At 73.3% G+C, this 20,309-nt stretch carries 14 protein-coding genes; all 14 read right to left on the reverse strand.

What is annotated here, in order from left to right; genetic code table 11:
- Positions 1-66: 66 nt before the first annotated feature.
- The 14 genes from C1I92_RS24270 to C1I92_RS24335 all read right to left on the reverse strand — a co-directional run bounded on the left by C1I92_RS24270 (position 67) and on the right by C1I92_RS24335 (position 20,193).
- Positions 67-1,179 carry a lysylphosphatidylglycerol synthase transmembrane domain-containing protein gene (locus tag C1I92_RS24270; RefSeq protein WP_158564261.1) on the reverse strand — a complete coding sequence of 371 codons (1,113 nt, stop codon included), beginning with the start codon at positions 1,177-1,179 and terminating at the stop codon, positions 67-69.
- Positions 1,180-1,276: 97 nt separating this feature from the next.
- Positions 1,277-2,494 carry an Ig-like domain-containing protein gene (locus C1I92_RS24275; protein ID WP_146605265.1) on the reverse strand — a complete coding sequence of 406 codons (1,218 nt, stop codon included), beginning with the start codon at positions 2,492-2,494 and terminating at the stop codon, positions 1,277-1,279.
- On the reverse strand, positions 2,491-4,380 hold the full coding sequence (locus C1I92_RS24280; protein ID WP_111257225.1) for a protein kinase domain-containing protein: 1,890 nt from the start codon (positions 4,378-4,380) through the stop codon (positions 2,491-2,493). The genes C1I92_RS24275 and C1I92_RS24280 overlap by 4 nt, the downstream gene beginning before the upstream one ends.
- Before the next feature lie 4 nt (positions 4,381-4,384).
- Positions 4,385-5,131: a lytic transglycosylase domain-containing protein gene (locus tag C1I92_RS24285; protein ID WP_111257245.1), complete on the reverse strand. Its 747-nt coding sequence runs from the start codon at positions 5,129-5,131 to the stop codon at positions 4,385-4,387.
- 17 nt (positions 5,132-5,148) lie between these two features.
- The gene (locus C1I92_RS24290; protein WP_111257226.1) at positions 5,149-6,012 is read right to left on the reverse strand and encodes a phosphate ABC transporter ATP-binding protein; all 864 of its coding nucleotides are present in this window, start codon (positions 6,010-6,012) and stop codon (positions 5,149-5,151) included.
- Between the two features lie 27 nt (positions 6,013-6,039).
- Positions 6,040-7,158 carry a sortase domain-containing protein gene (locus C1I92_RS24295; RefSeq protein WP_111257227.1) on the reverse strand — a complete coding sequence of 373 codons (1,119 nt, stop codon included), beginning with the start codon at positions 7,156-7,158 and terminating at the stop codon, positions 6,040-6,042.
- A 121-nt stretch (positions 7,159-7,279) separates the two neighbouring features.
- Entirely contained in the window at positions 7,280-8,962 is a 1,683-nt protein-coding gene (locus tag C1I92_RS24300) for an Ig-like domain repeat protein (RefSeq protein ID WP_158564262.1), read from the reverse strand.
- Positions 8,963-9,112: 150 nt separating this feature from the next.
- Entirely contained in the window at positions 9,113-10,294 is a 1,182-nt protein-coding gene (locus tag C1I92_RS24305; protein WP_146605267.1) for a hypothetical protein, read from the reverse strand.
- A 152-nt stretch (positions 10,295-10,446) separates the two neighbouring features.
- On the reverse strand, positions 10,447-13,071 hold the full coding sequence (locus C1I92_RS24310; protein WP_111257230.1) for a hypothetical protein: 2,625 nt from the start codon (positions 13,069-13,071) through the stop codon (positions 10,447-10,449).
- Complete coding sequence (gene pstS, locus C1I92_RS24315; protein WP_111257231.1) at positions 13,068-14,861, reverse strand: phosphate ABC transporter substrate-binding protein PstS; 1,794 nt, start codon at positions 14,859-14,861, stop codon at positions 13,068-13,070. Before pstS ends, C1I92_RS24310 begins: the two co-directional genes overlap by 4 nt.
- Positions 14,858-16,108 (reverse strand): phosphate ABC transporter permease PstA, encoded by a 1,251-nt coding sequence (gene pstA / locus C1I92_RS24320; protein WP_111257232.1) that lies wholly within the window; start codon positions 16,106-16,108, stop codon positions 14,858-14,860. Before pstA ends, pstS begins: the two co-directional genes overlap by 4 nt.
- Positions 16,109-16,118: 10 nt before the next feature.
- Positions 16,119-17,141, reverse strand: coding sequence for a phosphate ABC transporter permease subunit PstC (gene pstC, locus C1I92_RS24325; RefSeq protein WP_111257233.1), 1,023 nt, complete (start codon positions 17,139-17,141; stop codon positions 16,119-16,121).
- 198 nt (positions 17,142-17,339) lie between these two features.
- Positions 17,340-18,200, reverse strand: coding sequence for a glycerophosphodiester phosphodiesterase (locus tag C1I92_RS24330; protein WP_111257234.1), 861 nt, complete (start codon positions 18,198-18,200; stop codon positions 17,340-17,342).
- Positions 18,201-18,306: 106 nt separating this feature from the next.
- On the reverse strand, positions 18,307-20,193 hold the full coding sequence (locus C1I92_RS24335; protein WP_111257235.1) for a LamG-like jellyroll fold domain-containing protein: 1,887 nt from the start codon (positions 20,191-20,193) through the stop codon (positions 18,307-18,309).
- Positions 20,194-20,309: the final 116 nt, after the last annotated feature.

Genomic DNA, 20,309 nt, shown 5'->3' on the forward strand with positions numbered 1-20,309 from the left:
CCCCCTGCCCGCCGCCCCATGATCATCAATGATCCGACCACCCATAGGGGGTTGGATCATTGATGATCATGGGAGCTCGGGGGCCGGCTCGGGATCGACGATGAGGACGACGGACGGCAGCAGGGCGTGCGGCACGTGCGGGGTGCGGGCCGTGCGGCGCCGGGCCCGGGCCGCGGTCACCAGCCGGACCCCCACCCACGCCACGGCCATGAGGGCGGCCGCGACCACCGGTGCGATCAGCACGACGGCGCGGAAGAGGAACACCACCGGCAGCGCCTCGCCCAGGCCGGCGCCGGCCAGCATGAGCGCGCCGACCAGCGCGGTCTCGGCCGAGCCGATGCCGGCCGGTGTCGGCGTGGCGGCCGACAGCGCGGTGCCGGCGAGGTAGGCGGCCATGCCGACGACGATGCTGATCTCGACGCCGAAGCCCTCGGCGGCCAGCGCGAACCCCGTCGCCAGGCACAGCGCCGCGGTCAGCTGGGCGCCCAGCGCGGCCACCGCCAGGATCGGCCGGGCCCGCACCGCCGCCACGACCTCGCGTGCCGTCGCCCGGACTCGCTGCAGCTTGGTCGGCTGGCCGGCCGGCACGACGACGGGCACGGTGGACGGCGTCCGGGCGGCGCGCCGCGCGGCCAGCCGGCGCACCAGGAACCGCACCGCGAACACGACCACCGTCGCCACCGCGACGACGGTGAGCAGCCCGCTCCAGCCCTCCCGCAGCCACGCGACGCCGAGCAGCAGGCCGGACGCATGCGCCAGCCCGCCCGCCACCGCCCACAGGGCCACCACGCCGGCGGCCGCCGTGTTCGAGGCGCCGCCACGGTGCAGCGCGGCGACGAAGACGCCGGCCGCGCCGACGCCGGCCGGGACCACCCGGTTGGCGACCGTGCCGCCGATGTGCGCGGTCGCGGCGCCGGACCAGGTGAGGTAGCCCGAGGCGATGGCCCGCTTGCCGGCGATGGCCGCGGTCGTCGCCATGATCCAGAACAGCGCGACCAGCAGCGGCACGTACGGGTTGCTGCGCGTCGCGGAGATCAGGTTGGGCAGCATCGAGGGCACGATCACGACGCACACGACCACGAGGATCGCGATCACGACCAGCAGACCGACGACCCGGCGAGTGCTGCCTGAAATCGCACTCCGCCGGGTCCGTGTGGTGGTCGTGTCCTCGGTCGCCACACCCCTATGGTGACCGACAGAAACGACCACAGTCTGTAGTAGAGGCGTACAACTGGCATCGAAACGGCTTCTCACCTGCAACGATGATCCAGAAAATTCATCCGGCAACGCGCCGCAACCAGGTGAATCCGGTGTTCTCGCCGAGGCAGGTCTGCAGGATCACGTCGCACCGGTCGCCACAGGTCCACTGCTCCGCCGGTCCCAGCTCCGAGGCCCGGCCGGGCGCGATCACCCGGTCCACCACCTCGTACAGTCCGGCCTGCTCGCCGGTGAGCTGGACGTAGGACTGCAGCGGCAGCTCGTTCCACCAGGCGTTGCCCAGGAAGTCGTGCCCGACGACGAACACCCCGGCCGCCACCGAGGTGTAGTGGCAGCCGACGCCGTGCGGCAGCGCGTCCACGTCGGCCTGGCCGGCGCACGAGCGCACCGGGATCGTCGCCGCCTCGACCGCGGTCACGGTCAGGTCCGCGCTGGTCACCGGCAGGTAGCGGGTGCCGCCCGGGTAGACGGCCCGGTAGGTCGTGGGCGCCGACGGGGTCACGGTGGCGGTCGCGGTCCCGTCGGCCGACGTCGCCAGCGTCGACACGACCGTCCAGGAGTCGCCGGCCAGCGCCTGCAGCTGCACGTCGCCGATGATCGGCACGCCGGCCGCGTTGTGCCAGCCGATCGTCAGCGTCACGGCGCCGCCGGCGACCACCGGTGTGGCCGGCGCGGACACCGTCAGCGCCGACTCCAGCCGCGTCGCCGCGATGACGGCGACCTCGGCGGAGACCTGCGGGGCCAGCTCGTCGCTGCCCGGGTAGAGGAGCCGGTAGATCGCCGACGCCGCCACCGTCACGCCGGTCGAGGCGCGGCCGGTCGACGTGGTCAGCTCGGCGACGGTGACCCAGCCGGCGCCCTCGGCCCGCTGCAGCAGCACGACGCCGTCGACGCCGTAGCCGTCGCCGTCGATCCAGGTCGCGGTGAACACCTCGGTCGCGCCGGGGTCGGTCAGGCCGGGCGCGGTCAGGTACAGCTGGGTCGGCGCCGGCCCCGCCGGTTCGGCCGGGCCGGCCGGCGACGACGCGGGCACGGACGGGACGGGCGTGGGCACGGGCGGCGCCGGCGTCGGGACCGGCGTGGCCGGCGCGGACGCGGACGGACGCGGCGCCGGCGTCGGCGCGGGCGCCGCCGCGCCGTCGGCGGTGTGCGCGGTCACCGGCTGCGCGGCCGACGGCACGTCGGGCAGCGCCGGCCGGTCGGCCGAGGACACGTAGAACGCGATCGCCGCGGCGACGGTCAGGATCGCCAGCACGATGCCGAGGGCGCGGTTCACGGCCACTCACCCCCGGGCGTGCTCGTCGGCGGGCCGATCGACGGCCCGGTCGGGGTCGGCGACGGTGTGTCCGACGGCGTCGGCGACGGGTCCGGCGTCGGCGGCGGCCCGACCGCGACCACCAGCGTCACCGTCGAGCCGAGCCGCAGGCTGGTCCCGGCCGCCGGCTGCACCTCGAGCACCGTCCCGGGCGGCTCGCCGGCCACCTCGACCGGCGTCTCCTCGACGGCGAACCCGGCATCCTGCACGCGGGCCCGGGCCTCGCCGATGCCGAGGCCGCGCGCCTCCGGGACCAGCTGGTTGCCGCTGGCCAGCGTCAGCGTGACGACGGCGCCCGGCTGCAGCTCCACGCCGACGGCGGGCTCGCTGGCCAGGACGGTGTCCGCCGGCCGGGCGGAGTCCTGCCGGTCCAGCTCGCCGAGCGCCAGCCCGGCCCGGTCCAGCAGCGACCGCGCCTCGGCCAGCGTCGCGCCCTCCAGCTGCGGCACGGCCACCGACGGCTGCGCCTGCGGCCCGCCGGAGACGATGATCAGCACCGCGGAGCCGGCCGGCACGGACGCCCCGGCGGCCGGGTCGGTCCGCACGACCAGCCCGGCCGGCACGGTGTCGTGCGCCTCGGTGCGCACACTGCCGTCGCGCGTCCCGGCCCCGGCCAGCGACTGCCGGGCCGCCTCGGCGCTCTGGCCGGCGACGTCGGGGACGGTGACCGTGGCGGGCGCCTCCGGGCGCGGGCCGGCGAACAGCCACAGCAGCAGCGCGACCAGCCCGGCGGCCGTCATCACCAGCAGGGTCACCGGCCAGAGCGCCGACCGCTCCGCCGGCGGCTCCGGCGCGACCGGCGGCTGCGCCCGGACCACACGCGGCGGCTCCTGCCGGCGGCGCTCGGCCAGCTCCTGCGCGACCGGGACCGGCACCGTCGCGGGACCGGCCGGGCGGCGCACCGGCGCGAACGCCGTCGTCGTCGAGACGCGCGGGATGACCTGGGTGGTGCTGTGGTCAGGCGCGGGCGCGCGCAGCTCACCGGCGACCCGCAGCACCTCGTCGCGCAGCTCCCTCGCCGTCGCCGGGCGATCGCCGGGCCGCTTGGCCAGCGTCCGCACCAGCAGCGCGTCCAGGGCCGCCGGCACCCCCGGCAGCCGCGCCGACGCCAGCGGCACGACCGCGGTGACGTGCATCAGCGCGACGTCGCGGACCTCGTCGGCGACGTACGGCGGCGCGCCGGTGACCAGCGCGAACAGCAGGCAGCCGACGGAGTACAGGTCGCTGCGGCGGTCCACCGGCAGGCCCTGCGCCTGCTCCGGCGACACGTAGGCGACGCTGCCGTGCACGACGTCGGACTCGCCCTGCTGCTCGCCGACCGCCGCGATGCCGAAGTCGAGCACCTTGACCGCGCCGTCGTCGGTGATCATGACGTTGCCCGGGCTGATGTCACGGTGCACGACGCCACGCAGGTGGGCGTGGTCCAGCGCGGCCAGCACGTCCGCCGTCAGCGTCAGCGCGTCGACGGGGTCGAGCGGCGGCGCCGCGCCGGCGGCCAGGACGTCGCGGACGGTGCGGCCGCGGACCCGCTCCATCGCGATCCAGCAGATCAAGGACCGGCCAGCTGGACCTTCTAGCTCGTCGGCGCCGACGTCGTGCACCGTCACGATGCCGGGGTGCGACAGCATCGCCGCCGCCGTCGCCTCGACCTGGAACGCGGCCTGCGCGGCGGAGTCGGCGGCCAGGCCGGGCCGGAGCACCTTGACGGCGACCGGCCGGCCCAGCCGGGTGTCGCGGCCGGCGAACACCGTCGCCGACCCGCCGCTGCCCAGGACCTCGCCCACCTCGAACCGGCCGCCGAGCACGGTGCCCGGCGGGACCAGCGGCGGAACGGCGAGGTCGGTCATGGGGTCAGCTCCAGCTGGCGCGGGCGTAGCCGTTCGCGGTCTCGAGCACCCGCGCGGCGTACTCGGCCGACCGGTTGTAGGTGAGGACGGCGCGCTGCCAGGCCGCGCCGTCGGTGAGGTCGCCGCCGTCGGCGCACAGGTAGCGGCCGGCCGCCAGCGCGACGTCGTCGAGGTTGTGCACGTCGCTGACGCCGTCGCCATTGCCGTCGGCGCCCCACCGCCGCCAGGTCGACGGGATGAACTGCATCGGGCCGACGGCGCGGTCCCACACCGTGTCGCCGTCGAGCTCGCCGCCGTCGGTGTCCGCGATCGCGGCGACGCCCTCGCCGCCGTCCAGCGCGATGCCCACGATCGGGTCGGCGGTGCGGCCGTCGGCCCGGACATGGGTGCCGCCGTAGCTGCCGTGGTGCGACTCGACCGCGCCGATCCCGGCCAGCGTCGGCCAGCCGAGCCGGCACGCCGGCTGCTCCTCGGCCAGCCGCAGCGCCGCTGCGGCGTACGAGGCGAGCGCGCGGGCCGGGATGCCGGTCCGTGCGCCGACGTCGGACGCCCACTGCGCCGGCACTCCCGGCGCGGACGCATCGGCCGCCGCGTCCGCGGCCGTCACCGCCCCGGCCGGCGCCGCGCCGATCACCCCGTCCGTCACCGGTGCGACGACCAGCGGCCCGACGCCACCGCCGGGCACCGTCCGGGACACGACGAGCACCAGCCCGACGACGGCGACCAGCACGAACGCCGCCAGGACCGTCATGCCGCGCCCCGGCCCGGTCACCCGAACCGTCCGTGCACGTAGTCGCTGGTCCGCTCGTCCTGTGGGTTCTCGAACATCACCGACGTCGGCCCGTGCTCGACGATCACGCCCGGCGTGCCGTGCGAGGCGAGGAAGAACGCGCACCGGTCCGACACGCGCGCGGCCTGCTGCATGTTGTGCGTGACGATGACGATGGTGACCTCGGCGACCAGCTCCGCGATCGTCTCCTCGATCCGCCGTGTCGACGTCGGGTCCAGCGCCGAGCACGGCTCGTCCATCAGCAGCACCCGCGGCTGGATGGCCAGTGACCGGGCGATGCACAGCCGCTGCTGCTGGCCGCCGGAGAGCGCGCCGCCGGGCTGGCGCAGGCGGTCGCGGACCTCCTTCCACAGCCCGGCCTTGGTCAGGCACGACTCGACCAGGTCGTCCTTGGTCCGCCTCGACGCGCGCAGCCCGGTCAGCTTCAGCCCGGCCACCACGTTGTCGTAGATCGACATCGCCGGGAACGGGTTCGGCTTCTGGAACACCATCCCGATCTGCCGCCGCGCGTCGGTCAGCCGCCGGTTCGGCGCGTAGATGTCCTGCCCGTCCAGCATGACCTCGCCGGCCAGCGCCGCCGACGGGATCAGCTCGTGCATCCGGTTGAGGATCCGCAGGAACGTCGACTTGCCGCAGCCGGACGGCCCGATCAGCGCGGTCACCTCGCCGGCGTGCATCGTCAGCGACACCCGGTCCAGCACCTTGTGGGTGCCGAACCAGGCCGAGATCGACCGCGCGTCCAGCCCCGCCAGCGACCCGGCGTTCGCCGCCGCGCCGTTCGGCGACGGGCGGCTCGCGTGGACGGCGGGGAGGGCGGTGGTGTGGTCGGCCTGAGCGGTCATCGGGTGTCCTTCGCGGTTGACTCGGATCTAGATCAGGTTGGGAAGCAGCCGGGCGACCTGGTCTGCGGTCGTCAGCCCGAGCGCGACGAGGACCGGGATGCCGAACACCCAGGCCTGCCAGCGGCCGAGGCGGTTGCGAGCCCACACCGTCGCGGCGACGGACAGCAGCAGTCCCTGCCCGAGCAGGACCAGCGGGTACCAGGCCGCCTGGTCGGTGGCCATGGTCTGCTCGGCCTCGGTCAGCAGCGGCGTCGTCAGCACCTTCGGCGGCGCCGGATGCGCGTCCGACACGAGCTCGGCGTCGACCCGCAGCACCCCGGACGGCAGCAGCGGCCGGCCGTCGGCCGTCACCAGCGTCAGCCGGCCGGCGCCGTCCGCCACCGCCGGCAGCAGGGGGTCGCCCTCGCGGCGCACGCCGAGGACCTCGTAGAGGTGCTGGCCCTGCCCGGTGACGATGGTGATCTGGTCGCCGCGCTCCAGCGTGTCGATGCGGCCGAACGGCCCGCCGTAGGTGGTCCGGCGGCCCATGATCACGCTGGTGCCCTCCTGGCCCGGCAGCGGGGTGTCGCGCCGGTGCGCCGGCCCGGACCGCATCACGTCGGACGTGGTGCCCTCCAGCACGACCTCGGTGAGGCCGAGCCGCGGGATCTCCAGCACGGCCACCGGCGTGCCGAAGGCCATCAGCCGGTCCTCGGCCTCCTCCTGCCCGCCGCTGTCCTCGCCGGGGCGCGGGACCCCGGGTGGCTCGGGCGGCTGGAGCTGGCCGACCGGCGCGATGCCGAGGGCGAGGTCGGCGCGGAAGTCCGCGTAGAGCGTCTCCTGGTCGCGGTCGTGCTGGAGCTGCGACACGAGCACGACGTCGACGATGAACCCGAGCGCGACGATCGCGAGGATCTGCAGCGCGACGGCCGGGACGTACGCGGCGGCCGACGGGACCCGCACGCGCCGCCGCTGCCCGCCCCTGGGCAGGGCCGAGCCGGCGGGCGGCGGACCGCCCGGCCCGCCACCCACTCCGCCCCCGGGCGGGTCACCGGGGACGGAGGGTGGCGGTGGCACGCGCGTGGAGTGCGGCGCGCCACCGTCGGCCGGGCCGGGATCGGCCGGCTCGGCCCGCTCCGTGGTGCCCGGCGGCAGCAGGGTGGTCACGTGGCCCTCACCCCGTCACCGTGCGGGTCGCTCATGAGGACGTCGCGAACCGAGTTCTTCGCCATCGTGAACGCCAGACGGACATCGTGGTCACCCGCGATGGCCGTTCGCCGTCGCATGGTCACGGCTCGTCGAAGGTCAGCAGCTCGTCGCGGCGGCCGCGCCGGACGAACGCGTAGCCCGCGCTCACCGCGGCCAGGCCGAGCAGCACCGCCGGCCCGACGAGGAACACGCCGGTCTGCGCGAGGCTCCCGGAGCCGCCCGACGACCCGCCGGCCGCGCCGCCCGCCGCGCCCGCGGCGCCGCCGGTGTCCGTCCCGCCGGCCGCGTCACCGCCGGCCTCGGTGCCATCGTCGCCGTTCTCGCTGCCGGCCGGGTCCGCGATCTGGAACTGCCAGCTCAGCGTCTGGCTGGCGGCGGCGAAGTCCAACTGGTGCTGGCCCGGCGCGAGGTTGGCCGCGGTGAACTCGGTGGTGACGGTGCCTTCGTCGTCGGCGGCGATCGGGTCGCCGAGCTGCTGCGGCTCGTCGCCCTCCGGGTCGAGCGTGACGGTGACCGCCTCGTCGGCCTGGTAGCCCGGCGCCGTCAGCGTCACGACCTGCCCGTCGGCCAGCGTCGGGTTGGTGCCCAGCGGGTTGCCCTCCGCGTCGGCCGCGGTGATCTGCGGCCCGGGGTCGCCCTCGCCGACGGTGTACGTGACCGGCGCCGACGTCGAGTCGGTGAACGCCAGCTCGTCCGTCGGGGCGAACGCCGCCCGCAGCTCCAGCTCGCCCTCGGGCAGCTCGGACGTGGTGAGGACGGCGGTGCCGCTCTCCAGCGCCACCGGGTCCTCGAACGGCTCGCCGTCGACGCGGAACTGGACCTGCCCCACGGCGTCGGCCGGCGCCACCGTCGCGGTGAGCGTCACGGCCGTGCCGGGCTCCACCGGCGACTCCGGCGTCACGGCGAGCGTGGTCGTCGTCTGCACCGCGTCCGGAGCCTCGACCGTCAGCGGGATGGCGGACGTGGTCGACGACTCGGCGAACTCCTCATCGCTGGGCTCGAACGTGGCGGTGAGCGCGTACGCTCCCGCCTCCAGGTCGTCGACGGTGACCGTCGCCGAGCCGTTCGAGACGGTGGCGGTGCCCAGTGACACCGGCTGGTCGGCGGGGTCGTTGGGGTCCTCGGCGAACACCTCGACGGAGCCTGGCGCCTCTGCCGGCGTCGTCGTCGCGATCACGTCGACCGGCTCGCCCAGCGGCACGGTGTCCGCCGCCGCGCCGTCGACCTCGGTCCGGAGGTTCACCGACGTCAGCGTCGCCGTCGGCTCGTCCGGCGTGATCTGCCAGCCGGTGTCGTCCCAGGTCAGCCACGCGGATGCGGTCGGGGTCCAGACCGCACCGCTCGGGTCCGCCGCGAACAGGACGATCTCGTAGCTGCCCGGCTCCACCAGCCCGACCTGCAGACCGCCGAGGACATGGCTGGCGAATCCCTTGGGCGGGTCGCCCAGGAAGATGAGCGGAGTGGCGATCAGGAACGTGCTCGGGGAGTAGGTGTAGACGCCGGGCTCCGACAGGGTGCGGATCTCCATGCTGCTGGACGTGCCCCACGTCAGACCCTCCGCGACGAGTTCGGCCTCCATACCGCCGTCGGCCCAGAGGCCGCCGGCCGGAGTGGCGGTCAGCGTCGCCAGCTCTGGCGGCTCCGGCGACGCGTCCGCCCGGGTCGTGAGGCCGGCGGTGAGCATCGCCACCATCAGCCCGGCGGCGGCGGCCAACGCCGCGGCCCACCGCGCGCGCGGATACGCCAGGGTCGTTGTTCTCATCGCACTTTCCTTTCTGGTCGTCGCGCCGGGAATTCCTCGAATTGATAAAATCGGGGTGGCGGTGCGTCCGGGCGACCACATTTCGCCCGGACGCACCGCCTCTTTCAGTTCATCGCCCCAGCGATGCGGACGACGTATCGCACTGCCGCACTACGGCAGCAGGTTGGGGTAGGCCCGCAGCGCGGCGTCGCCGCAGTTCCACGGATCGGTGGGGTTCGCCGTGAGCAGGATGAAGCCCAGCGAGGTGATCGCGGACGTGTTCGTGCAAGTGGGCGGGGCGTCCGCGGTGGTGCCCGGGGTCGGGTCCCAGAACGCGAACTCGGTGTTGTTGTTCTTCGGCAGACCGTTGAGCTGCGCGGTCGGGACGATGTTGAACACCGGCCGGGTCACCGGGAAGTTCGGGTTCGTCGTGAACGGGCCGGTGCCGTTGGTCGCGTTGACGCCCGCGATCTGGTGCAGGACGGCGCCGTGGCGGCGGTCGGACGAGGCCGTGCCGTTGGCCTGCGCCACCCACTGCGCGATGCTGTAGGGGGTGATGGCGGTGGCGTTCAGCGAGGTGACGGTTCCGTCGTGCTCCTGGTTGATCGAACCACCAGTGGTGACCGGCTGGCCGGTGGTGGTGTTGTAACGGTCGAACACGCAGGGGCCGAAGCCGGCCGGAGCGACCGTCGTCTGCCAGAAGCTGCGCGTGCCCGAACCGGACTGCGGGGCGAACAGGTCGACGTTGCCGCCGGGCTGGCTCGGGTTGAGCGTCGTGGCGCCGACGGTCACCGTCGCGCAGTCCTCGTACAGCGAGTTCAGCTGGGCCACGGTCAGGCTGACCCCGCTCAGCGCGCCGGGCGCGGTCGCCCAGCTCACCGCGTCGAGCGCGAACGGGATGTAGGTGACGTCACCGGACGCCGACACCTCAGCCGACGGCGGCTGGCTGGACGAACGGGCGAAGCCGAGGATTCCGCTGCCCACAGGCACCGACCGGTCGACGCCGCCCTGGACGGCCCAGGACGTGGTGACGTTGGCGCCCATCGACCGGAACAGGGCGTCCCGGCCCTCGCTGGAGCCGTTCGGCCGGGTGATGGTGACGCCCTTGACGACGATGGGGTCGTGGATCACGGTCACCGGCGGGGTGCCCACCTCGCGCGAGGCGTGCCAGTTCTCGATCAGGCCGCTCGAACCCGCCGACAGCGCCTGCACGACGTCCTGCGTCGTGTCCGAACCGGTGCCGGACAGCGCACCGGTGGGCGGCGGGTCGGCCTGGGCCGGCACCATCGCGGCGCCGACCATGGCGGTCGCCGCGAGCGCGATGCCCGCACACTTGACGAAAGTAGCTCGCACTACTTTCTCCCTTCTGTTCACCACTCTTTCGAGTGGTGGTGGCCCCACCCTGCGTGGGACTGATCATCAACCTATTCACGAAGTCACATTGTGGCAATGCATTAATGCGGTCGGACACCTGTACGTGAGGTCACGAGAAGGTAGCGTCCTGGTTAACCCGCTGGCGCACGCGGCCCCAGACGCAGCAGCGCCGGGCCGGCGAGGGCCCCGGCGAGACCGACGATGAGGACGACGAGCAGTGCATACTGCATCGGGCCGACCGGCTCGCCGGGCGTGGACTGGGCCACGAGCACGTCATCGTCTCCGCTGGGTGGCGCCGGGTTCTCGGTGCCGCCGCCCGGAGCCGGGGGCGCGGTCCCGCCGGTCGGGTCGTCACCGGCGGGCGACAGCGACGCCGGATCGGGTGCGTCGCCACTCCCGGGCGCGCCGTTGCCGGCCGGGTCGCTCCCGGGCCCGCCGGACGCGTCGCCACCGGGCGGCGGATCCTCGCCGTCCTCGCCCCGGCCCCCCGGCGTCAGCCCGGGCGGCTTCTCGACGGGGTCCTCCTGCACGAGCTGGGCCGCGACCGCCAGCGTCTGCTCCCGCATGTACTCGGGCAGCGGCAGATAGCCCTCCGGCAGCTCTCCAGGCGACCACCCCGGGGTCTGACCGGCCCCGGCCGCGTGCTCGAGGAAGGTCGAGTAGTCGGCCAGCGCCTCGTCCTCCTGCTCCACCCGGACCGCGGCATACGTCACCGCCGGCAGCGGGTAGGCCGCCGGATCGGCCGCCTCGGGATCGACCTGGAGGACGCTTTCGATCTCGTCGCCGGGCAGCATCGCCTCCACGCCGGCGGCGATCCCGGCCTCCGTCGGCGCGACGAACTCGCCCGCGGCGTTCAGCAGCGCGGCCGTGCCGATACCGTACTGCGCCGCCGATACGCTGTCGGTGATCGTCAGCGCCGCGCCGGACGGACGCGGCTCCGGCCGGCTGTACCAGCCGCGACCCTGACCGCTCGGCGGCACGGCATTCGGATCGTAGGCCCAGAAGTTGGTCTCGAAGATGCTGTTCCTGCGGGCGCCGTCCTCGAACCCGTTCGTGTACGGGAGCAGGTCCAGGCTGCAGTAGCGGGGACGCCGCGCGGACTCGTCCTCCTCCGACAGCACCTCGAAGCAGTACTCGACGTCGCGCGGCACGAAGTCCGGCGCGGTCCCCGCCTCCAGATGACCGGTCAGCACCTCGCCGAGAACCGGGTTGACCCTGATCCCGTTCTCATCGGGCTCGCCGCGCAGCCAGGCCGCGGCCTCCTCGTCGTGGAAGATCCACCGCCAGAGGTCGCGGACCGCGTCGGACGGCTCGACCGGCACCTTGAGCAGATTGGACGCATGCAACCGGAAGACCCCTGGGTCGACGTCGGGGTTGAGCTGCTGGAACCCGGGGTCGTCGAGGACGGTCTCCGGGTTCGCGCGGATCCACTCCGGCCGCTCGTCGGGCTGCCCCGCCGGTGGCGGCGCCGGCAGGCCGGGCAGGTCCCGCCAGTACGTCTGGGTGAGCAGCTTCGCCACCAGCAGCGGCGTGAGCCGCAGCTCGTCGATGCGCTCGCCGTCCGGCGCCACCAGGTTGAACCCGATGGCCAGGCCCGAGATCGCCACCGGCGCGTGCACCACCGGGGCCGGGCCGTCGCTCTCGGTGACCGGCGCCGACGTGAAGCCCAGCCCCGGATTGCCGGGCAGGCCACCGGCCACCGTCTCCCGGGCCGTGGAGTCGCCCGCGGGGGTGAACCCGTAGACCGCGCCGTCGTCGGCGCAGAGCGCGCGCTGCCAGGAGTACATGGCCGCGCCCATGAAATCCGAGCCGATCGTCGGACGCTGCGCGGCCTCGATCGGGCAGAACAGGCCGATCGGCGCGAAGTCGAGCCGCACCTGAATGCGCTGGGCCCAGTTCGTAGGTGACAGCGGAGAGGTCCGCAGCATGGATGTCCCTGTCGGATCGTCGGTGACGGCGAATCCGTCGACCTCGTGCGTGCCGCGGGGTACGACGACCAGCCAGCAGTCGCGCACCTCCCCGTCCTCCAGCGTGCGCCCGCAGCCCAGGTGCGACGCCTCCGTGCCGTCCTGAAGGGTGAAATGCCGCTCACCGGTGCCGTCGGCCCTGGTCATGCCGAGGCGGAACTCATTGGTCGTCCACCGGTCGTAGTAGCTGACCGGGTCCCATACCGGCTCGTCTGCACTGGCCGCCAGGAACGGGACCCGATGCCGGTTGATGGTCGGATCGAGGTACCCGGCCAGTGTGTCCTCGTCCAGCAGCGGATCGGCCGGCGCGGTCGCCAGCGACCTGAGCCCCGTGTCCCCGGGCATCGACGCGGTCCCGGGGAGACCGTCGGCGCCCCAGACACACGTCTCCGGGTCCGGTCCGGCGTTCTCGTCGCCCCAGCACTGCATCAGCTGCAGGTAGCCGGCAGCGGGCTGATTGCCACCACTGGTGATGACCGTGGGCACCCCGCCCGACCAGGTGACCTGCACTGACTGGGCCCGCACGTCCTCGGTCTGCGAGACGGTCACCTCGAGGTCGGCGAAGTCCTCGTACATCGGGTGGTCCGGGTCCCGCGGCGCGACGATGCTGTCGTCGGCGCCGACGATCCCTTCGGACCACGCGTACGTCCGCGCCGAGTCGCTCAGGTCGTCAGCCGTGGCGGCGTTCGCGGGCGGTGTGGCCGGCTGGCAGGCCAGCAGGCCGGCGCCGGCGACCAGCGCCAGCGCGGCGGACACTGTCCGGATGCGGAGGGCGGGCGAGACCTTCATGGCGTCCTCCCAGGGGTCGCGTTGCGTGGGCCGAGCAGCCGGGTGATCAGGGGCGGGCCGATGACGACGCCGAGCAACAGCAGGCCGGCCAGCGCCATGAGCGTGTGCTGGAACCGCCACCCGGACGACGCCTGCAGCGACACCGGCACGGCGGACACGTTCTGCCCGCCGCCCGCGTCGGTGCCGTCGCCGCCGATGACCTCGCCGGTCTCCGGATCGATGACGGGCGCGCCGGTGTCGGTTCCGTCGGCCGCGCCCGACGCCGTCCCGCCCGCGTCGGTGCCGGACGCGGTCCCGCCGGCGTCGGTCCCGGTGGCCGCGCCACCGGTGTCCGTCCCGGTGGCGGTGCCGCCGCCTCCGTCGGCTCCGGTGGCCGCGCCACCACCGCCGTCGCCGCCACCGCCGCCGCCGGTCCCGCCGTCGCCGCCGCCCTCGGTCCCGCCGCCCTCGGCGCCGCCGCTCGGCGGCGTGTCACCGGGCGCCCCGCCGGTGCCGGTCGAGCACTGCACCGAGCCCGGCCGGTCGCAGTCGGGCGGGTACGGCGCGTTCTCGGCCAGCACATTGGTGGTGCTGTCGCCGTCGGAGGAGAACGTCGGGTTGTTGCAGGCCGCCACGTTGATGTCGACGTCCTGAGCGCCCGGAATGCGCTCGACCTGGTCGAAGCCGGCGAGGACCAGGTTGATCGGCAGCGGCGAGTAGCCGAGTGCGGGCGCCTGCTGCTGGCCCTCGCAGAGGAAGTGCTGGGCGAAGGTGCCGAGCGTGTACCCCTTCTGCTCGGTGAAGCCGGACTCCAGCTCGGTGGGCAGGATCATGTAGGAGTACGACGAGATCGGGTACGACCGCGGGTCGGCGTTGCGATAGACGTTCGTCAGGTCCTGGGTGAGGTAGTTCACCGACGCGGCGTTGTCGTTGATCTCGGCGCGGAGCAGCGCGACCGCCACCGCCTCCGGCGTCGGCTCGATGTAGTAGCCGGCGTCATTGAGCACCTTGGCGACCGGGAACCCCTGGTTGATGGCGTAGGAGTACTCGACGTAGGTGATGGCGCCGGCCGCCTGGGACACGTAGCCGGCCACGCCGTTGGAGCCGGACTGTGAGATGAACGCCGAGCCCGGCAGGACCGGATAGTTCGACGTCTGGGTGCACGGGTTGCGGCCGGCCGCGGCGCAGTAGGCGTTCCAGATGTCCGTCTGCTCGCTCACCATCCACGCGGTGAACTGCGCCGACGTGCCGGAACCGTCGGAGCGCACCACCGGCACGATCTGGATGGCGGGCAGGTTCAGCTGCGGGTTGTCCTCACGGATCGCCGGGTCGTTCCAGTGAGTGATCTGACCGGTGAAGATCCGGGCGATGGTCGCGCCGGACAGCCGCAGGTTCGTGACCCGCTGCGCCCCGATGGTCAGGTTGTACATGATCGACGTGCCGCCCGCGACGATCGGCATGTAGGCGTAGGCACGCGACGGCGGCGGGTCCTCGTTGTTGCCGTCGCGGATGCCGTACGGGATCTCCGAGACCCCGAAGTCCACGGTCCCCTCGCGGAACTCGGCCCGGCCTCGCGACGAGCCGTTCCCGGCGAAGTTGACCGTCATGCCGAACTGCTCGACGTTGCGCCGCCACGCCTCGACGGCGTTCTGGCTCCAGGTGGAGCCCGAGCCGGAGATCGTGACGTAGCTCCCCTCCGCCCGGGCGCCGGGTGCGGCGCCGGTGAGGACCGTCTGGACGATCAACGCCACCGCCAGCAGGCCACCGGCCCAGCGCAGCACCAGGGCGCGGCCCCGTCGCCTCGACGTCATCGGTCGTGTCCTTCCTGACTGACGGCCGCCGGCCGGGCGGCCTCGTAACGGCGGAAGCGCTCGGCGTCGTGGCGCGAGGCCAGCACGCGGCGGTGCTGCTGGCGGCGGCTCAGCTGGCCGGGGCCGCGTCCGCCCAGCGCCCGGCCCACGCCGAACAGCAGCAGCACCAGCAGCATCAGCGCGGCGGCGGTGCCGAACCCGCGCGCCACCATGTCCGGCTGCGGGTACCTGACCAGGTCGAAGACGAGCAGCGGCATCGAGACCATCGGCTCGTGGAACGGGTCGAGGTTGACCGCCGCGGTGAACCCGGCGGTGAGCAGCACCGGCGACGTCTCCCCGATGCCGCGCGCGGTGCCCAGGATGACCGACGTCGTCAGTCCCGACCGCGCCGTGGGCAGCGTGACGTGCCAGACGGTGCGCCACTGGCTCGCGCCGACGGCGTAGGAGGCCTCCTTCAGCGTGCCCGGCACCAGCCGCAGCACGACGTCGGCGGCCCGGATCACGATCGGCAGCATCATGACGGTGATGGCGAGCCCGGCGGCGAAGCCGGACTGGTCGAACCCGAGCGCGATGATCCAGGTGGCGTAGATGAACAGGCCCGCGACGATGGAGGGCAGCGCCGTCATCGCCTCGCAGATGGTGCGCACGAGCCGGCTGAGCCGGCCGGGCAGCTCGCTCAGGAACACCGCGCAGACGACGCCCAGCGGGATCGTGATGGCCAGCGCGATCGAGATCATGATCAGCGTGCCGATCAGCCCGTGCAGCATGCCGCCGGCGTCCAGGCCCTGCAGCGGCCCGGCGTCACGCATGTCCGCGGTGTAGAAGTTCGGGTACGGCAGCGCCTCGAGGCCGCGCAGGATCGTGAAGCTCACGACGAAGACCAGGCCGATGCCCATCAGCAGGGCCAGTCCGTGCACGGCGACCGCGGCCACCTTGTCGCGGATCGCCGGCCCGTCCTCGTCCAGCGACACGAGCAGCGCGTAGACCCCGAGGAACAGGAGGTACGCGACGACGACGAAGCCCAGCGTGCCGTCGAGCGGCAGCAACTGGACGAACAGGACGTAGGTGAGCGCCAGCGCGGCGGCCGCGGAACCGAGCAGGGCGAACAGGTCGCCGGCCCGCAGCGTCGTCAGGCCGCGCCGCGGCTCCTCCGGGCTGCCGGGCGGCACCGGCGGCGGCAGGGTGGTGCCGCCCGGCGCCGGGGTGTCGGTGACCAGGCCGGACGGCCGGGTGTCGAGGGCGGTCATGTCGTCTCCTCTACGCGTCGCTCACGGCGCCGGAGCGCGACCGGGCGATGATGGACGAGGCGGCGAAGTTGACCACCAGCGTCATCAGGAACAGCGCGAGGCCGGCGGCCATCAGCGCGGAGAGATGGAAGTCCGACGCCTCGCCGAAGCGGAGCGCGATCAGCGACGACACCGAGCTGGCGCCGCTCTCGAGAATGCGGGGCTGGATGACGAAGATGGGCGAGATGACCATGTAGACGCCGATGGTCTCGCCGAGTGCCCGGCCCAGGCCGAGCATGGTCCCGCCGATCATGCCGCCCTTGCCGTACGGCAGGACGACCGAGCGGATCATCCCCCACTTGGTGGCGCCGAGCGCGTACGCGCCCTCACGCTCACCGGCCGGGGCCTGCGAGAACACCTCCCGCATCACCGAGCAGGCGATCGGCGTCACCATCATCGCGACGACGATGCCGGCGATGAAGGTGGACGCGGTGTAGACGGTCTCCGTCGCCAGCGGGTCGCGGGGGTCGGTCCCCTCGACGGACAGGAACGGGATCCACCCGAACCACGTCGAGATCCAGCGCGACAGGCCGAGCACGTTCCACTGCAGGAAGAACGCGCCCCACAGGCCGTAGACGACGCTCGGCACCGCCGCCATCAGGTCGACCATGCTGATCAGCGTCGGCTTGATCCTCGCCGGCGCGTACTCGGAGATGTAGAGCGCGGTACCGATGGCCAGTGGCACCGCGAGGCTGATCGCCACGAGCGCGATCAGGATCGTGCCCACCAGGACCGCGGCGATGCCGAACTCACCGGCGTCGGGCTCCCACGACTCGGTCGTCACGAACGACCAGCCGGCCTCCCGCAGCGCCAGCAGAGCGCGATAGGTGAGGAAGACGCCGATCAACGACATGATCGCCAGCACGGCGATCCCGCCGCCCCGCGAGACGCCGCGGAAGATGCGGTCACTGCGGCCGGTGGCGGCCCGCAGCGCGCGTGGCGCGTCCTCGGCGACCTCACTCGTGGGCTCGACTCGTGTCGTGGTCGTCGACATCAGCCAGAGTTCTCCGTCACTCGCGTCCCCTGCACACGTATGTCCCCATGAGCTGAATGGAGGTGATTTACATCGCCATGATGCATCATGCTCACATTGCCACGATGCAGGATCCGGGCCAACGAGGTGGCGATGAACGCTCGGTGAACGGCGACCGCCGCCCGGCGCGAACCGGGCGGCGGCCTCCAAGAGGAGCGATCAGTCGACGACCTGGTCGAGCAGGCGGGGCAGCGAGGTCGCGATGCCGTCGACGCCGAGCCCGGCGAAGAAGGTCATCCGGTCCGACGTGTCGACGGTGTGCACGACGAGCTCCAGACCGAGCTCGTGCGCCCGGTCGACGAGGGCCTGGTCGGTCCACCGAGCCTCGACGTCGACGCGGTCGAGCGTCGCCGCGTTCTCGACCAGCGTCTCGTCCGCCGGCCGGAACTCGTGGATCACGCCGACACGGACGCCGGGGAGCAAGTCGTGGAAGCCGCTCACCACGCCGGAGTCGGTCGACTGCACCAGCAGGTTGCCGTTGCGCTGGACGCAGTTCAGGTACCACGAGTGGTCGAGGAGCTCCTCGGCGAGATCCTGCTCGATGCCGGGGTGGACGAAGGCGGCCGAGAGGTCGACGACCAGGCCGCGGTAGGCCCCGACCTCGTCGATGACCTGGTCGAGCGTCGGGACCCGCTGGCCGGCGAGCCGCGGGTCGAACCACGAGCCGGCGTCCAGCTGGCGGATCTCGGCGGCCGTGAAGGTGTCGACGTCCCACGGCGCGCGGTCCGGGAAGACCTCCTCGACGTTGGTCGTGCGGGCCAGCGACCGGTCCTGCAGCGCGACGAGCACGCCGTCGGCGGTGCGCTGGATCTCGATCTCGACGGCGTCGGCGCCTTGGTTGAAGGCACGCCGGATCGCGCGGAGGGTGTTCTCGGGCGCCTCGCCGGAGGCGCCGTGGTGCGCGATGTTGTCCGGCTCGTCGTGGTATCCACTGGCCTGGGCCGGCGCGACGATTCCCGTCGCGCCGACCGCAGCAAGAGCTGACACCACGAGGGCGCGCTTGAGCAGGGTCTTTGGCATCTGACTGCCTTTCGGGCTGGTGCGGCTTGGACAGTCAGAGCCTGTCGATCAACAGTGTCACTCAGGTGTCTATGTCCTGAATTGTCACAAAATAGATCGGCCCAATCTACTCGAACGGCGCCATGAACTCCGCCGGCGCCAGTGCCCGCCGGCTGATCCGGACGTCGCCGAGGAAGCCGTAGAAGCCCTGGCCGAAGCCGAGGTCCCAGCCGGTCGCGCCGAGCGTGAACGGCCGGCCGAGGGTGGCGATCCCGTGCGCCGGCTGACTCGGGTTGCGCGCGATCGGCGAGCCCTCGACCCACACGACCGTCCGGGCCCCGTCGTTGACGACCGCGACGTGGAACCAGCGGCCGACCGGGAGGGCGTGGCTCCACGACGTCGGCGAGGCGTCCTCGACGTGCGGGTAGAGGACGTACTGGAGGTAGCGCTCGGGCGAGAGGTTGAGGCTGCAGGTCGGCTCCAGCGGCGAGTAGCCGGCCGTCTTGCCCGCGTCGCCGGCCCGGCCCTGCCAGCTGAGGATGCCCATCCAGGCGTGGTTGCCCTCGAACGGCTCGGGCAGCTTGACGAACACCTCGATGGTGTAGCCGCCGAGGAACTTCTCGGAGTTGATCGGCGCCGTCGCGACGGCCTCCAGGATCGCGCCGCGGTTCGGCGACTGGCCGCCGTCGAAGCGGAGGCTGGCGTGGGCCGGCGCGCCGTCGTGGTGGTCCAGGGAGCGCGTGAGCAGACCCGGCGCCGTCGAGTGCAGCCGGCGCACGACCAGGTCGTTGCCCTTGCGGGTGAGGTCCTGTGCGACGGCGCCGTCGGCCACCGTCAGGCCGTCCTCGACCCGGCCGCGCAGGCCGAGCGTGTCGAACCGCCAGTACGCGACGGTGTCCCGGCCGACGACGCGGGTCGGCGGGCGCGACGGCGGCAGCTGCTCCGGCGCGAACCCGGCGAACCGCTCGGCGAAGTCGACCGGCAGGCTGAACCGGTCGACGTCGCCGGTGAGCTCGATGACCTCGGCGCCCAGGGGCGGCCGCTCCCCCGCGTCGCGCTGCAGGAACCACGGCGCGAACGTCTCGACGTCGATGGTGTTGCGGACCAGGTCGAACTGGTAGAGCCGGATCATCCCGGCGCCGCCGTAGTAGCGGTCCTGGTAGTTGGTGATGTGGACGTGCACGTCGTGGCCGGCGTCGTTGGTGAGGACGGTGCGCCCGGGCGGCCAGTAGTGCCCGCCGAGGGCGAGGACGATCTGGTCCTTGCCGCGAATCAGCCCGTCCCACAGCCGCTGCCCGTTGCCCGACAGCGTCGCCGCGCCCGCGTCGTCGGCGTAGGCGAGGTCGTGCGTGGTGACGATCGCGGGGAGCTTCGGGTGCGCGTCGACGACGCCGCGGGCCCAGGCCAGGCCCGCGTCGGAGACCCGCCAGTCCAGCGCCAGCACCAGCCACTCGCGGCCGGCGGCGGGGACGACGTGGAAGCTGTTGTAGCCGTCGGGCGAGCTGCCGCCGAACGTCGGGCTGGCGGTGAACCGCGACGGGCCGAACGCGCGCAGGTACGGGGTGTCGCCGCGCTGGTCGTTGCCGCCGGGGATGTCGTGGTTGCCGGCCAGCACGCTGAACGGCACGACGCCGTCGATGGCCTCGAACGTCTGGTCCGCGAGGTCGATCTCGTCCTGCGTGCCGTGCTCGGTGACGTCGCCGAGGTGGGTCATGAACGCGACGTTGGCGACACCGCGCTGCTCGGTGAGATAGCGGAACGTCGAGGCCAGCGGCTCGGGGTCGGAGCGGTCCTCGTCGAAGAGGTACTGCGTGTCGGGCAGGACGGCGAGCGCGAACCGCGGGCTGTCCGGGTCGAACCCGGCGGGCGTGGGCGGGACGACGGGAGCGGCGGCGGCCGTGCCGTTCGCGCCGGCGCCGATCAGGCCCGGGACGGCGAGCGCGGCCGGTGCGGCGACGGCGCCCTGGAGCAGACGGCGGCGGGCGACGCCGCGGCCGGCGGGGTTGTCAGGCATCTGCGGGACCTCCGATGGGGACACGTGATCCCGCATATCGGACCAATCGGAGGTGACCGACCGGCAGCTAGCACATGACCCCGCGCGTTCGCCCGGACGAACGCTGCCTCCCCATG

Source organism: Jiangella anatolica (assembly GCF_003236295.1).
GTDB lineage: Bacteria > Actinomycetota > Actinomycetes > Jiangellales > Jiangellaceae > Jiangella > Jiangella anatolica.

Excerpts from the sequence above, each read along its gene's own strand:
- C1I92_RS24280 (WP_111257225.1), bottom strand. The coding sequence starts at position 4,380 with ATGACCGACCTCGCCGTTCCGCCGCTGGTCCCGCCGGGCACCGTGCTC.
- C1I92_RS24285 (WP_111257245.1), bottom strand. The coding sequence starts at position 5,131 with ATGACGGTCCTGGCGGCGTTCGTGCTGGTCGCCGTCGTCGGGCTGGTG.
- C1I92_RS24290 (WP_111257226.1), bottom strand. The coding sequence starts at position 6,012 with ATGACCGCTCAGGCCGACCACACCACCGCCCTCCCCGCCGTCCACGCG.
- C1I92_RS24300 (WP_158564262.1), bottom strand. The coding sequence starts at position 8,962 with ATGAGAACAACGACCCTGGCGTATCCGCGCGCGCGGTGGGCCGCGGCG.
- C1I92_RS24310 (WP_111257230.1), bottom strand. The coding sequence starts at position 13,071 with ATGAAGGTCTCGCCCGCCCTCCGCATCCGGACAGTGTCCGCCGCGCTG.
- pstS (WP_111257231.1), bottom strand. The coding sequence starts at position 14,861 with ATGACGTCGAGGCGACGGGGCCGCGCCCTGGTGCTGCGCTGGGCCGGT.
- pstA (WP_111257232.1), bottom strand. The coding sequence starts at position 16,108 with ATGACCGCCCTCGACACCCGGCCGTCCGGCCTGGTCACCGACACCCCG.
- pstC (WP_111257233.1), bottom strand. The coding sequence starts at position 17,141 with ATGTCGACGACCACGACACGAGTCGAGCCCACGAGTGAGGTCGCCGAG.
- C1I92_RS24330 (WP_111257234.1), bottom strand. The coding sequence starts at position 18,200 with ATGCCAAAGACCCTGCTCAAGCGCGCCCTCGTGGTGTCAGCTCTTGCT.
- C1I92_RS24335 (WP_111257235.1), bottom strand. The coding sequence starts at position 20,193 with ATGCCTGACAACCCCGCCGGCCGCGGCGTCGCCCGCCGCCGTCTGCTC.